This is a genomic window from Aliarcobacter trophiarum LMG 25534 (genome assembly GCF_003355515.1).
Classification (GTDB): Bacteria; Campylobacterota; Campylobacteria; order Campylobacterales; family Arcobacteraceae; genus Aliarcobacter; species Aliarcobacter trophiarum.
In genome coordinates this window covers 155150-168327 of the sequence record NZ_CP031367.1, presented here as the reverse complement: position 1 = coordinate 168327, position 13178 = coordinate 155150, and the positions used below count along the sequence as shown (strand labels likewise).

Genomic DNA, 13178 nt, shown 5'->3' with positions numbered 1-13178 from the left:
TATATCTTAAATCAAAATTAATGTTTTAACTTAGATAATAGCTCTTTAAATGATACTTTAAAAGCTTCTAATCCCTCAGTTAAGAGTTTTTCATAAATATCATTTAGTTTAATTCCATTTTGCTCTAAACTTATGAAATATTTATCACACTCATCTTCACTCATAATAGAGCTTTGCTCTTTTTTCCCATCTTTTAACCACTCTTCAATAGTTCCTAATGGAGCAGTGTTTATAGAGTGCGGAAAAATTAGATTATCTACATAATAACTAGGATTTAACTCATTCCCTTTTACACCAGTACTTGCAAAAAGTGTTCTTATATTTTGATTTTCCAATTTATTTACTTCATAATAGCATTTTGTAGCATTTACAATACCTAATTTTGATGTAGCTAGTGCTTTTGCTCCCAAAGTTAAATCCATTAATCTATCAAATCTTGAAACGAAAATAGATACTACACCTTTTGTATCTTTATTTGAATCTTTTATTCCTTCATCAAGTGCAATAGCACACTTTTTTGCTTGTTCTGGTGAAAAAATTAAAGTTGCATTTACATGAATTCCACGACTTGTAAGCTCTCTCATAGCAATATATCCAGCTTCTGTTGCAGGGATTTTTATCATAACATTTTCAACATTTAAACTTTTATAAATTCTTAAACCTTCATCAATTGTAAGAGAAGCATCATCACATAAAAGTGGATCAACCTCTATAGATATAAAACCATTATTTGTATCAAGCTTATAAAGTGGTTCTAAAAGCAAAGCAGCTCTTTTAATATCTGTAAAAGCTAACTCTTCATATATTTTTTTTGCTTTATTTGCTTGAAGCATATCAAGTTGTTGTTTATATGCAACAGAACTTGTTATTGATGCTTCAAATATAGCTGGATTTGAAGTTGCCCCTTTTATTGTACCATCTTCTATAATCTCTTTAAATCTACTTTCTAAAAAATCTCTCTCAATAAAATCACACCAAATTGAGTAATTTATATCTTCAAATAATCCCATTATTAAGCCTTTATATGTTCTAAGATTTTTGTTAAATCTTTTGTATCTATTATAATATTTGCCTCTTTTTTTAAAACCTCTTTTGCACAAAAAGCAACTCTTTTATCAGCTTCAGCAAACATAGATAAATCATTTGCACCATCTCCGCAAACCAAAGTATCTTCTTTACCTATTTTTAAAAGTCCTTGTAATCTTCTTATCATATCACCTTTAGAGTAACCAAACATCATATCTCCACCAACAAGTCCTGTTAAAACTCCATCTTTTTCGTGTAGTATATTTGAAAAATCAGCATCTAGCCCTAGTTTTTCTTTAGCTGGAGATGTTCCTACTCTAAATCCACCACTAAAACAAACTACTTTGTAGTTCAACTTTTTTAATTCACTTACTACTTCATAAGAACCTTTCATCAAAGGTAAATTTGCACAAATATCAACTACTTTCTTATAATCCATACCTTTTAAAAGTGCTACTCTTTGAATTAGTGATTCAAAAAAATCTAATCTTCCACTCATAGCTTCATCTGTTATTTTCTTAACCTCATCTCCAAGTCCAAAATGGTATGCTAAAATATCAATAGTCTCTCCATCCATAAGTGTTGAATCAAAATCAAATACTGCTAATTTCATAAATATCCTATAAACTTAAATATTAAAGGGTATAATATTATCCAAATTTTACTAAATAGTTTAAAAAGGAAATTTTTTTATGTTTGAAATACTAATTTCTAAACTTCAAGAGGATAAATATTTAACACTTGAAACAACACCTCAACATGAACCAACTATGCACAATATTATTGAAAAAATTAAAAAGTTCAAAATTGACACAAAAGTAGATGGTTTTACTTGTACAGATAACCCTTTGGCAAAACTAAAATACTCTTCATATTTTGCAGCGTTAAAACTTCAAATGGAGTTTAATAAACCAGTAATTGCTACAATGACCATGAGAGATCGAAATAAAATAGCTCTTCAATCTGACCTTTTAGGAGCAAATGATTTTGATATTAGAGCTATCTTAGCACTAACGGGAGATCCAGCAAATATGAGTGATCAGCCAAATAGTAAAGGTGTTTATGAAGCAAACTCTTTAATGCTTTTAAAGATGATAAAATCTTTTAATTATGGTATGGATTTTGCAGGTCGTCCTTTTAAAATAGAGCCTAAACAGATTTTTCCATTTGCAGTTGTAAACTCATATGCTAAAAACTTTGGGAGTTTAGAAAAAAAGATGCACCAAAAGATACAAAATGGAGCTGTTGGAGTAATTACTCAACCAGTTTTTGATATAGACAATGTAAAAAAACTTCTAGAAAACTTTGAAAATGCAAAAGAGAATGTAGAGGGCGAAAAACGAAAATCACAACTTATTTTAGGACTCTTTCCTATTACAAAACTAAGAACTGCCCTATTTCTATCTGCTCAAGTTCCAGGAATACATGTTCCACAGTTTTGGATTGATACTCTTGAAAAAGCTCATAGTATAAGTGAAGAGGAAGAGTATAAAGTTGGGATGCAATTAAGTAGAAATTTATACCATGAAATAAACAAAATTCACCCAAAAATTCACTTAATGACGGCAAACAATAGATTTGATGTAGCAAGTGAGATAATAGGGTGAGATTAGCCTCTATAGATGTTGGACTAAAAAGAGTTGGAGTTGCTATATGTCTATTAGAAAAAATTGTAACTCCTCAAAATGCAATTATTCGCAAAAATAGAAACCAAGCAGCTCTTGAAGTAAATGATTTTTTAAAAGAGTGGCAAATAGAAAAACTAATAATTGGGCTTCCTAGCTCAAACATCGATACTCAAAATAGAATAAAACATTTCACAACTTTGCTTGAGCTAAAAATCCCTTATGAATTTTGTGAAGAGAACCTAAGCTCACTTGAAGCAAAAGAGCTTATGAAAGGCGAGGTAAAACAGATAAGAGATGGTAGAATAGACTCAATTGCTGCAAAAATAATTTTAGAAAGATATTTAAATAAGGATAAAATATGAATATAGTGTTTAATGGCTATTACACTTTAATAGCTGCTGTTATTGTCTTACTTATTGGTAAGTTTTTAATAAATAAAATTGGATTTTTAAGAAGGTATAATATTCCTGAGCCAGTAGCTGGTGGACTTTTAGCTGCAATTTTTACAACAATTGCTTACAATATTTGGGATTTTAGTATTACAACTAGTGCTGAATTGCAAACTAGTTTTATGCTGATATTTTTCTCTTCAATTGGACTATCTGCAAACTTTTATAAGTTAAAAGAGGGTGGGAAAAGTCTTGTAATATTTCTTTTTGTAGTATCTTCTTTTATTATCCTTCAAAATTTTGTAGGAATATCTTTGGCTACAATTTTAGGAATAGATCCTATTATTGGACTTATTGCTGGATCTATTACTCTTACAGGTGGACACGGAACTGCTGGTGCTTGGGGTGAAATACTTGAGACTAAATATGCAATAGAAGGAGCAACAACTCTTGGAATGGCTGCAGCTACATTTGGACTTGTAATGGGTGGAATTATTGGTGGACCTTTAGCAAAACATTTAATAAATAGATATAAACTAAAAGAAGAGAACCAAAAATATACAGATGAAAAAGATAAAAAAGATGAAAAAACAATAGATGAGTTTGTTCCTTTTGAATATCCAGCAGCAGTAAGATTGATTACAACAAATAGTGCAATTACAACTTTAGGTCTTTTTGCAGCTTGTTTGGCTATTTCAGATTTTATGACTAATATAGCAAAAGATACATTTTTTGAACTTCCTACATTTGTTTGGGCATTAGCAACTGGTGTATTAATTAGAAATATTTTAGAAAATATTTTAAAAGTTACAATATTTGATAGAGCAATAGATGTCTTTGGTAATGCTTCACTATCTTTATATTTAGCTATGGCCCTTCTATCTTTAAAGCTTTGGCAACTATCAAGTTTGGCTGGAGCTTTAACTGTTATTTTAATTTCTCAAGTTGTTGTAATGATTTTATATGCTTATTTTGTAACATTTAGAGTTATGGGTAAAAATTATGATGCAAGTGTTTTATCTGCTGGGCATTGTGGTTTTGGATTGGGTGCTACTCCTACAGCGGTTGCAAATATGCAAGCTATTACAAATATGTATGGACCTTCACATAAAGCATTTTTAATAGTTCCACTTTGTGGTGCATTTTTTGTTGATTTAATAAATGCTTCAATTATCCAAGTAATTTTAAAGTTCTTTGCTTAGTTTTTTAGAGGGAAATTCCCCCTAAAACTATGCTATTTTTTTAGCAATTTTTTTAACCGCTTTTTTAATATTTTTTGGTTTTTTCTTTAAAACTTTTTTTGTAATTTTATTAGTAGTTTTCTCTACTTCACTCTTTTTTACTACTTTCTTAGCAGCTTTTTCTGCAAGTTTTGAAACACTTTTTTCATTTAATTTTTTTGCCATATTTTATCCTTTGACATTTTATTTTTTCACTAAAATTTAGCGAAACTTATCGATTATACAGTTTTAAAAAACTATTGTCAAACGAAATAAAATCCCAAAAATAAGTTACTCTCAAATATAGTTATTATCTTGTATAACAGATATTATATCTAGTAAGTCAAAACTTGCTTTGCATTAAGTGTCCAATTTCCAAGTAAATCTAGACTTCCTCTTATATCTTCATTTAAATATGGCTCATTTTTATAATCACCAGATCTTTTAAGGCTTGTTCCACATGCTTTTATCTCAACACCTAAATCCAAAACCTCTTTTATCATAGCTTGTAAATCTATATCATAAGAGTTTGGTTTTTTTGCAGCTCCTCGCACTAAGTCAACAGCATCTGCAATACAAAAAACTTTTACTTCTTCTTTCATTTCAACTAGTTTTTTTATTAATCTTAAAGCCCCATACATATTGTCACTTCCATCGTATGGTCTTGAACTTAAAATAAATAACACCATTTGTAACTCCTTTTAGATAAATTTAACAACATCATTGTGATATTTTAATAAAATCTCACTAACTCTTTTTTGCCAAGCAGTTCCAAAAGTCTCTAACTCCTCTTTTGTTGCAGTTTTTTGAAGACCTTTTTGCATTAAAAAACCATCAAAACCACTCAAAGCTACATTTGATAAATCATAAGTTACTTCTACACTATCTGTGCTATCAAGTCGTGTAAATCTCATTTCACCTTTGATAGGTGCTTCATATTTTAGAAGGTTATTTCTAAAATATTGTCCTTGAAGCCCTTTAAATCCATCTTCTTCTTTTGCTCCTGTTATAAATGAAGCTACATTTGCTAAAACTCCAGTTGTTCCAATATTTTTTGCATCTCTTAACTCAACTTTTATCTCACCACGTACAGGTAATTCGCTTTTATATAGCTCTTTTAGAGCCTTTAAAGTCATAAGATATGCACCAGCAACAGTTGGACAAGAGTGACCACTTAGTTTTACAGCATCTGTAAAAGTATATATAAAATCTTCATCAACTCCTAAAAATTCTCCCAATTTATCTTTTAGTTTAATAGTTTCAACATCTTTATAAAAATCTATATTTTTCATATTTTTACCTTTTTTGTTTTATTTTTTGGATTGTTTTAAAATTTTATAGAACATAAAAATTTGTATGGCGGACTTATTAGGAGAGATTCAGGGGCAAGTCCGCACATACAAGCTCTATATTAAGAGTAAGCAAATTTTAGTATATTAAAAAACTTAATCTATTGATATATATCAAAGTTATTTTACTTTTGTTTATTCACTACAATAGCGATTGCAAAACCACCGTCATGAGTTATACTTAAATATGATTTTTTTATCTTAAACTTTTTTCGTAAAACTTTACTATATTTTATCTTTGGAGCGTTATTTTTGTCTTTTTTTATTTTTATATCATAAAAAGAGCAAACCTCCCCAATTCCAGTACCAAGAGCTTTACTTGCTGCCTCTTTTGCTGCCCAAAAACCAGCTGCATTTTGACTAGATTTGACAAATTCTTTCTCATTTTCACTTAAAAATCTATCATAAAACTTATCCCCAAACTTTTCATACATCTTTTTTACTCTATCTATGCTTACTATATCTATACCTATCATTTAAACCTATCTTTTGTATAATCTATTTTATGAATATCTTTCTAAAAAAACTATTATACATTATTGTTATGCTTTTTATTATTAGCTTAATCTCTTTTATTGCAATAAATCTAGCTCCAAACTCATTTTTTGCAAGTGGGGAACTAAATCCAAATATCACTCCTGAAGCAATAGCCGAACTAAAAGCTATCTATGGACTTGATAGACCTTTATATATTCAATTTTTTTCTTGGATTTTAAACATCTTACAACTTGACTTTGGTATCTCTTTTTCAAGTGGGGTAAAAGTAAAAGAGGAGATTTTAAGTCGTATTGGAGTTACACTTATTTTAAATATTACTTCAATGTTTTTAATCTTTATTATAAGTTTATATTTTGGTATAAAATCCGCCTTAAAACCAAATAGCTTTTTTGAGAAATTTACAAAACAGCTTTCACTTATTAGTTTTTCAATGCCATCTTTTTATTTGGCTCTAATTTTAGTTTTAATTTTTTCTATAAAATTTGAACTATTCCCAATAGCTGGACTTCATAGTATGCCAAATGATGGATCTTTTACTTACTATTTAGATTTTGCTTGGCATTTAGCACTTCCAATATTTATAATAGTTTTTGGTGGAATTGGAAGTCTAATCTTATATATTAGAGCCTTAACTATTGAGATTTTAAAAAGTGATTATATCTTCTTCGCAAAAGCAAGAGGATTAAACAATAAAATTATCTTAAGATACTATATTCTACCAAATTTATATCCGCCAATTATTACACTTTTAGGACTATCACTTCCTGGTGTTATTGGTGGAAGTGTTATACTTGAAACTATTTTCTCAATAGATGGAATGGGTCTTTTATTTTATCAAAGTGCTTTAAGTCACGATTATCCTGTAATTATGGGAATACTTATAATTGGTTCTTTTCTTACACTTTTAGGAAATATATTAGCTGATTTAATCTTACTTAAAATAAATCCAAACTATAGTGAAAAATAATTAAAATTTAAAAAGGAAAAATATTGTTAGTAGTAAAAACTATTGAAGAGTTAAAAGAAATTAGAAAAGGTTTAAATGGAACTATTGGTTTTATCCCTACAATGGGAGCTTTACACGATGGACACATCTCACTTATAAAAAGAGCAAAAGAGGAAAATGAGCTTGTAATTGTATCTATTTTTGTAAATCCTACTCAATTTTTAAAGGGTGAAGACTTAAGCACATATCCTAGAAAAGCAGAAGCAGATATAAAAATTTGTCAAATGTGTAAAGTGGACTATCTTTTTATGCCAGAAATAAATGCTATTTATGAAAATGACGAAGTTTTAATTAAAGCTCCACAAAATAGCTATGTATTAGAGGGCTTTACAAGACCTGGACATTTTGATGGAGTTTTGCAAGTTGTTTTAAAACTATTTAATCTAACTCAACCCACAAATGCATATTTTGGGAAAAAAGATGCTCAACAACTAGCACTTATAGGTCAAATGGTAAAAAACCTTTTTATTCCTATAAATATTGTAGCTTGTGATATTGTAAGAGAGATTAGTGGTTTGGCTATGAGTAGCAGAAATATTTATTTAAGTGTTGAACAAAAAGAGGAAGCTCTTAAAATCTCAAAATCAATATATATGGCAGGAAACCTAATATCAAAAGGTGAAAGAAGCTCAAAATTAGTAAAAAATAAGATTTATGAAGTATTAGCTGGACTTGATGTTGAGTATGTAAAAGTTGTAGATAAAAAATTTAATGAAATAGAAGTTATAGAACCTTCAAATACAATAATCTTAGTGGTTGTAAGATTTGGTAGCATAAGACTTCTTGATAATATTTGGATGTAGATAAGCTAATAGCATTAAGTAAAAACTTCCTATAAAAAAAGTTCTTTTAGATGATATAAGAGAGTTAAATTATGATTAGAAAAGAGTTCTACTCTTTTCTAAATTTCGCTATTTCTACTACATCTTTATCAAAAAAGATTAAACTACTATTATCTATTTTATAAGTTTTTACATTTTGTAAAACTTTAGAAAACTCATTTTCTACACTCATATCAATACACATCATCATATTGCTTCCAACTTGCCCTATTTCTAAACTATCTTTATTTAATTTATAAGCTCCAAAAAAGTTATTACATCCTAAATTTCCAAAAACTCTATCTTTTTCAAAATTGATATTAGCAACTTTTTCAAGCTTTTTTATCTCTTTTTGATTTAAACTTATTAGTTCCCATTTACTATTTTCTAAACTACTATTTTTCATATCATCACCACTTTTTAAACTACAAGCACCAAAAAAAACTGCTACAAAAACTGCTAAAATTAAATTTGATTTTTTAAACATTTTAAATCCTTTATATTATTTTGACCTTTATATTACTATTTTTAGGCTTATTAATCTGTATAAATGTAATTTTTAGCTAAAATCTTGCAAAAAATTTATATATATTGGATAATTTTAGATGAAATTTAGTGAAGAAAAACCAAAAAAGAAACTACATATGGTAAGCCTTGGCTGTACAAAGAATTTAGTTGATAGTGAAGTAATGTTGGGAAAACTTAAAGATTATGAACTAACAGATGATGAGTCACAAGCTGATTTAATAATAGTAAATACTTGTGGTTTTATTGATAGTGCAAAAGAAGAGAGTATAAACACAACTTTAAATCTACATAATGAGAGAAAGAAAGAGTCTGTTTTGGTTATGGCTGGATGTTTAAGTGAAAGATATAAAGAGGATTTACAAAAAGAGCTTACTGAAATTGATATTTTTACAGGAGTTGGAGATTACGATAAAATCGATAAACTTGTACATGAAAAAAGAAGTAGTTTTTCAAATGAGGTTTTTTTAGCAAGTGAAGAGAACGATAGAGTAATAACAGGTTCAAATTATCATGCTTATGTAAAATTAAGTGAAGGGTGTAATCAAACTTGCTCATTTTGTGCAATTCCATCTTTTAAAGGAAAACTTCACTCAAGAACTTTAGAATCACTTATAAAAGAGGTTAAAAATCTAGTAAATAATGGGTATAAAGATTTCTCTTTTGTATCTCAAGATTCATCATCTTATTTGCGAGATTTAGGGCAAAACGATGGATTAGAACAGTTAATTGAAGCAGTTGAAAAAATAGAAGGTGTAAAAACTGCAAGAATTTTATATCTATATCCTAGTACAACAACACATAATCTTATAGATAAGATTGCAAACTCTAAAATCTTTGTAAACTATTTTGATATGCCACTTCAACATATCTCACAAAATATGCTAAAAATTATGAAAAGAGGAAAAGGTGCTGAAAAACTAATTGAACTAATGCAATATATGAAATCTAAACCTAACTCTTTTGTAAGAACAACTTTTATAGCTGGACATCCAGGAGAAAGCGAAGATGATTTTGAAGAGCTTTGCTCTTATGTAGAAAGTTTTGGTTTTGATAGAGCAAATGTTTTTTCATACTCTGATGAAGAAGGAACTCTTGCTGAAACTAGAGATGATAAAATAGAACAAGATTTAGTAGATGAAAGAGCAGAGATTTTAGGAGATATTATCTCAAAAACAACTACAAACTCTTTAGAAAATGATATTGGGAAAACTTTTGAAGTGTATATAGATGGAGAGAGTGACGAACATGAGTATCTTTTAAGTGCTAGGAAAACTCTTTGGGCACCACAAATTGATGGAGAAATTTATATAAACGACAATGAACTTGAAGAGCAAATAATCTTTGGTGAGATCTATGAAGTAATTGCTACAGAGCTTGCAGGTGACAAACTTCTAGCAAAAGTATTAAGAAAAATATAAGATGGATTTAGATTTTAGTAGGATAAAAAATAGCAAAAATCTTCTAGCCTTTTCAGGTGGAGTTGATAGTAGTGCTCTTTTTTTCTTACTTTTAAACTCCAAAACTAATTTTGATATCGCAATTGTAAATTATAATATAAGAGAGCAATCAAAAGATGAAGTTGAATATGCTTTAAACTTAGCTAATAAATATGATAAAAAAATCTTTTTAAAAGATGTAAAATTAGAAAGCAGCTCAAACTTTGAAAAAAATGCAAGAGATATAAGATATAATTTTTTCAAAGAAATTATAAAAGAAAATTCCTATCAAACTCTTATTACAGCTCACCAATTAAATGACCGTTTAGAGTGGTTTTTAATGCAACTATCAAAAGGTGCTGGGCTACTTGAACTTTTTGGAATGAAAGAGTTTGAAGAGAAAAAAGATTACTCAATTTTTCGCCCACTTTTAAATATAAGTAAAGATGAATTAGAAAAATATCTAAAAGAGCATAAAATAAAATATTTTATAGATAGTTCAAATATAGATGAAAAATACAAAAGAAACTATTTTAGACATAATTTTTCGGATAAATTCTTAAATGAGTTCCAAGATGGAATTAAAAATAGTTTCTCTTTTTTAGAAAATGATTTAAACTCTTTAAATATAAAGTTAAATCCAATAATAACTCTTGAAGAGTTAGAAGTTTTTGAGAATTTAAAAGATAACAATCTCAACCTTAGAGTTATTGATAAATCTTTAAAACAAAGAGGTTTTTTACTTAGTCAAAAAGAGCGAATTGAGATATTAAAACAAAAAGAGATTACAATCTCACATAAAATTAATATTGCAATTACAAAGGATTATATATTTATAGCGCCAAAGGCAGAAATTAATTTAACAAAAGAGTTTAAAGAGTTTTGTAGGATTAAAAAAATCCCACAAAATATAAGAGCTTATATCTTTTTAAAAAAACTAGAGATTAATTTTTAACTCTTTTTTTTCCAAATAAAAGTTTAAATATCTTTTGAAAAATATTTAAGTTTTTATCTACAATTTTTTGCTTTATATCTTTACTTAACTCTTCTAAATTTGTAGGAGTATATAGTGCTTTTTTATCATTGAACTCTATTTTCATTTTGTTTATCCAAATATTTTTGTATCTCTTTTATAGCCTCTTCATTTTTAATATTAAATTTAATCTCAATTCTTCTTGAAGCATCTTTATCTTCAAGCCCTTTTTTATCCAAAATAAGATCAGCAGAACTTCTTCCACTTGAGTTTACAAAAGTGCTTAAAAGCTTTTTATCTACGATATTTCCTTCATATAAAAACTGCATAACAGCCAATGCTCTTTGTTGTGACAACAAAAGATTTGCCAAATATGTTCCATCACTATTTGTATGACCTTCAATAGTTATATTTTCTATATATTTTGATATCTCTTTATCATCAAGTAACAGTGAAAGATAATTTTTCAAAACACTACTTAACTCTTTTTTTGCTTCCTCTTTTAAAATATAAGAGTTTTGGTCAAATAAGATATTTGATGAAAATTTTATAGCCCCACTTTTCTCATCTACATTTATAGAGTTTCCTAATTTCTCTTTTAATTTAGCAATAACATTTAACTTTATCCCTGTTAGAGTTTTTATCTTTAGTTTTGCAATATCAAAATCCTCTACCATTTTTTGGTGAATTTGTGTTTGAACTAAAAGCTTATCAGCTAGAAGTTTTAGTTCTTCATCTTTGAGAGTAATCTGATTTGAACTATCACTTAAAGCTAAATTCAGACTCTCATTTTTACTCTTCTCATCTTTTATATTAATATCATACTCAAGTAAAAGAGCTTTTAATTTTTCAACCTCTTTATTGCTTAAAACTATTTTCTGGTTAACACCTTTTAAATCTTCAAGACTCTTTTCATACATATTTTTTGTTTTCGCCAACTCATAAAATAGCTGTGATTTTGCATCTTCACTATCTTCAAGGCTATGCTGTGTATATAGATATTTTATAACTATTGAAGCAATCACTAAAATAAATACAAAAAGTAAACCTGCCATCAAATCGGCATAAGAGACCCAAAAGTTCTCCTCTTCTTTTCTATCTTTTTTATACATTTTTAACTACTTTGAAAGCTCTTTAAATATTGTTAAATCTTTTACAATATTTGTAGTTTGCTCATCTATTTGTCTTAAAGACTCTTTTAATCCCTCTTCAAATTTCCACTCAATTTTTTCCATATCACTTTTCATAGTTTCAATACTTTTTACAATATTTGAATAAATTGCTTTTAAATTTTCACTGCTTAAATTATTCATATGAGAATTTAACTCAAAAATATTTTTGTTTAAATTCTCTGAAATATCTTTAAAAATCATAGCTTGTGAATTTGATTGTAAAGATAAATTTTCTACAACTTTTACCAATTTCTCGAAATTTACAATATTTTCATCAATCCTTAAAGATAACATATACTCTTTTTGAAGTAATTCATCAATACTTTTTGCTCTTTGCTCTATTGATTTGTTTATACCTTGTATAGCTTTACTTGATGTCAACTCTTCAAAAATCTTATTCATATTTGTAAAATTGTCTAAATTACTCTTTATATGAAGTGATTCAATATCTATTTTTGTCCAAAAGAAGTTTTTTGTGCTCTCTTTTATAAGATAGCTATCATGGTGAAATCTGCTAAGTCCAAACTTTTCAAAAAATATCCACCAAATAGATAAAAATATTCCATAAATAGAGACATAAAAAGCAGTAGCTACTCCACCTAAAAGCTTTGTAATCTCACTATCAAGAGCCACAATATTACTAGATGTAAAATCAGGCATTGATAAAGCAATAGAGATAAAAGTTCCTAAAATTCCTAGAGTTGGAAAAATACCACTAGCAATTGTTGAAAAATTACTATTTCTTAGATTACTTGTATAATCTTGTAAGAAATCATCTACACTTCCATTTGCTTTTGAAGTATCTGCAATTGTAAGAAGATTCTTATTTATATACTCTAAAAGTGAAAGTTGCAAATCACCAGATAAAGTTCTAAACTTACAAGCTACAAAATAGGCATTATGCCTAATAAAAAATAGATAAATAATATATATAAAACCTATTAAAATAACTGTATGTATCTCAACTTTTAGTGGCAAAATATTTAAATAACATAAAATAACTAATACAAAAAGCACACTAGGGATTGTTAGGAGTGTAAAAACTCTTGAAAACGGTTTACATTTTCTATTTATTTTTGAGTTTAACTCAAAAAGATCTTCCTCTTTAAACATAAAATTTCCTTAATATCTA

General features: G+C 27.8%; 17 protein-coding genes. 7 read left to right on the top strand and 10 right to left on the bottom strand.

The window, feature by feature from the left end; translation table 11 throughout:
• Positions 1–17: 17 nt before the first annotated feature.
• Positions 18–1010, bottom strand: a complete 993-nt coding sequence (locus ATR_RS00880) for a transaldolase (RefSeq protein WP_115427621.1) — start codon at positions 1008–1010, stop codon at positions 18–20.
• 2 nt (positions 1011–1012) lie between these two features.
• Complete coding sequence (serB, locus tag ATR_RS00875; protein WP_115427620.1) at positions 1013–1639, bottom strand: phosphoserine phosphatase SerB; 627 nt, start codon at positions 1637–1639, stop codon at positions 1013–1015.
• A 79-nt stretch (positions 1640–1718) separates the two neighbouring features.
• On the opposite strand from serB, the gene ATR_RS00870 reads away from it, so the two are divergent.
• Genes ATR_RS00870 through gltS form a run of 3 tightly spaced genes read left to right on the top strand, consistent with a single transcriptional unit; the run spans position 1719 to position 4245 of the window.
• Positions 1719–2633 (top strand): methylenetetrahydrofolate reductase, encoded by a 915-nt coding sequence (locus ATR_RS00870; RefSeq protein ID WP_115427619.1) that lies wholly within the window; start codon positions 1719–1721, stop codon positions 2631–2633.
• Complete coding sequence (gene ruvX, locus ATR_RS00865) at positions 2630–3016, top strand: Holliday junction resolvase RuvX (RefSeq protein ID WP_115427618.1); 387 nt, start codon at positions 2630–2632, stop codon at positions 3014–3016. Before ATR_RS00870 ends, ruvX begins: the two co-directional genes overlap by 4 nt.
• On the top strand, positions 3013–4245 hold the full coding sequence (gene gltS / locus ATR_RS00860; RefSeq protein WP_115427617.1) for a sodium/glutamate symporter: 1233 nt from the start codon (positions 3013–3015) through the stop codon (positions 4243–4245). The genes ruvX and gltS overlap by 4 nt, the downstream gene beginning before the upstream one ends.
• A gap of 27 nt (positions 4246–4272) precedes the next feature.
• Here gltS and ATR_RS09820 read toward each other — a convergent pair whose 3' ends face one another.
• The 4 genes from ATR_RS09820 to acpS all read right to left on the bottom strand — a co-directional run bounded on the left by ATR_RS09820 (position 4273) and on the right by acpS (position 6088).
• Positions 4273–4449 (bottom strand): hypothetical protein, encoded by a 177-nt coding sequence (locus ATR_RS09820; RefSeq protein ID WP_164966895.1) that lies wholly within the window; start codon positions 4447–4449, stop codon positions 4273–4275.
• A gap of 149 nt (positions 4450–4598) precedes the next feature.
• Positions 4599–4952 (bottom strand): DsrE family protein, encoded by a 354-nt coding sequence (locus ATR_RS00855; RefSeq protein WP_115427616.1) that lies wholly within the window; start codon positions 4950–4952, stop codon positions 4599–4601.
• Positions 4953–4964: 12 nt separating this feature from the next.
• Positions 4965–5555 (bottom strand): ML domain-containing protein, encoded by a 591-nt coding sequence (locus ATR_RS00850; RefSeq protein ID WP_115427615.1) that lies wholly within the window; start codon positions 5553–5555, stop codon positions 4965–4967.
• Positions 5556–5737: 182 nt separating this feature from the next.
• Complete coding sequence (acpS, locus tag ATR_RS00845) at positions 5738–6088, bottom strand: holo-ACP synthase (RefSeq protein WP_115427614.1); 351 nt, start codon at positions 6086–6088, stop codon at positions 5738–5740.
• Between the two features lie 29 nt (positions 6089–6117).
• On the opposite strand from acpS, the gene ATR_RS00840 reads away from it, so the two are divergent.
• Together ATR_RS00840 and panC are read left to right on the top strand one after the other, a co-directional pair.
• Positions 6118–7077, top strand: coding sequence for an ABC transporter permease (locus tag ATR_RS00840; protein WP_115427613.1), 960 nt, complete (start codon positions 6118–6120; stop codon positions 7075–7077).
• Positions 7078–7100: 23 nt separating this feature from the next.
• The gene (gene panC / locus ATR_RS00835; RefSeq protein WP_115427612.1) at positions 7101–7919 is read left to right on the top strand and encodes a pantoate--beta-alanine ligase; all 819 of its coding nucleotides are present in this window, start codon (positions 7101–7103) and stop codon (positions 7917–7919) included.
• Between the two features lie 88 nt (positions 7920–8007).
• Here the strand turns inward: panC and ATR_RS00830 are convergent, their stop codons facing one another.
• Positions 8008–8424 carry an META domain-containing protein gene (locus tag ATR_RS00830; protein ID WP_115427611.1) on the bottom strand — a complete coding sequence of 139 codons (417 nt, stop codon included), beginning with the start codon at positions 8422–8424 and terminating at the stop codon, positions 8008–8010.
• 118 nt (positions 8425–8542) lie between these two features.
• On the opposite strand from ATR_RS00830, the gene rimO reads away from it, so the two are divergent.
• Together rimO and tilS are read left to right on the top strand one after the other, a co-directional pair.
• Positions 8543–9883, top strand: a complete 1341-nt coding sequence (gene rimO / locus ATR_RS00825; protein ID WP_115427610.1) for a 30S ribosomal protein S12 methylthiotransferase RimO — start codon at positions 8543–8545, stop codon at positions 9881–9883.
• Between the two features lies 1 nt (position 9884).
• On the top strand, positions 9885–10856 hold the full coding sequence (gene tilS, locus ATR_RS00820) for a tRNA lysidine(34) synthetase TilS (RefSeq protein WP_115427609.1): 972 nt from the start codon (positions 9885–9887) through the stop codon (positions 10854–10856).
• On the opposite strand, the gene ATR_RS09815 is transcribed toward tilS, so the two are convergent.
• From ATR_RS09815 to ATR_RS00810, 3 genes are read right to left on the bottom strand one after another with little or no spacing between them, the layout of a single operon-like run.
• Positions 10846–11001, bottom strand: coding sequence for a hypothetical protein (locus ATR_RS09815; protein ID WP_164966709.1), 156 nt, complete (start codon positions 10999–11001; stop codon positions 10846–10848). The genes tilS and ATR_RS09815 overlap by 11 nt on opposite strands.
• The gene (locus ATR_RS00815; RefSeq protein ID WP_115427608.1) at positions 10982–11986 is read right to left on the bottom strand and encodes an OmpA family protein; all 1005 of its coding nucleotides are present in this window, start codon (positions 11984–11986) and stop codon (positions 10982–10984) included. The genes ATR_RS09815 and ATR_RS00815 overlap by 20 nt, the downstream gene beginning before the upstream one ends.
• A 6-nt stretch (positions 11987–11992) precedes the next feature.
• A complete protein-coding gene (locus ATR_RS00810) occupies positions 11993–13159 on the bottom strand; it encodes a MotA/TolQ/ExbB proton channel family protein (RefSeq protein WP_115427607.1) in 1167 nt (388 codons plus the stop codon).
• Positions 13160–13178 lie beyond the last annotated feature (19 nt).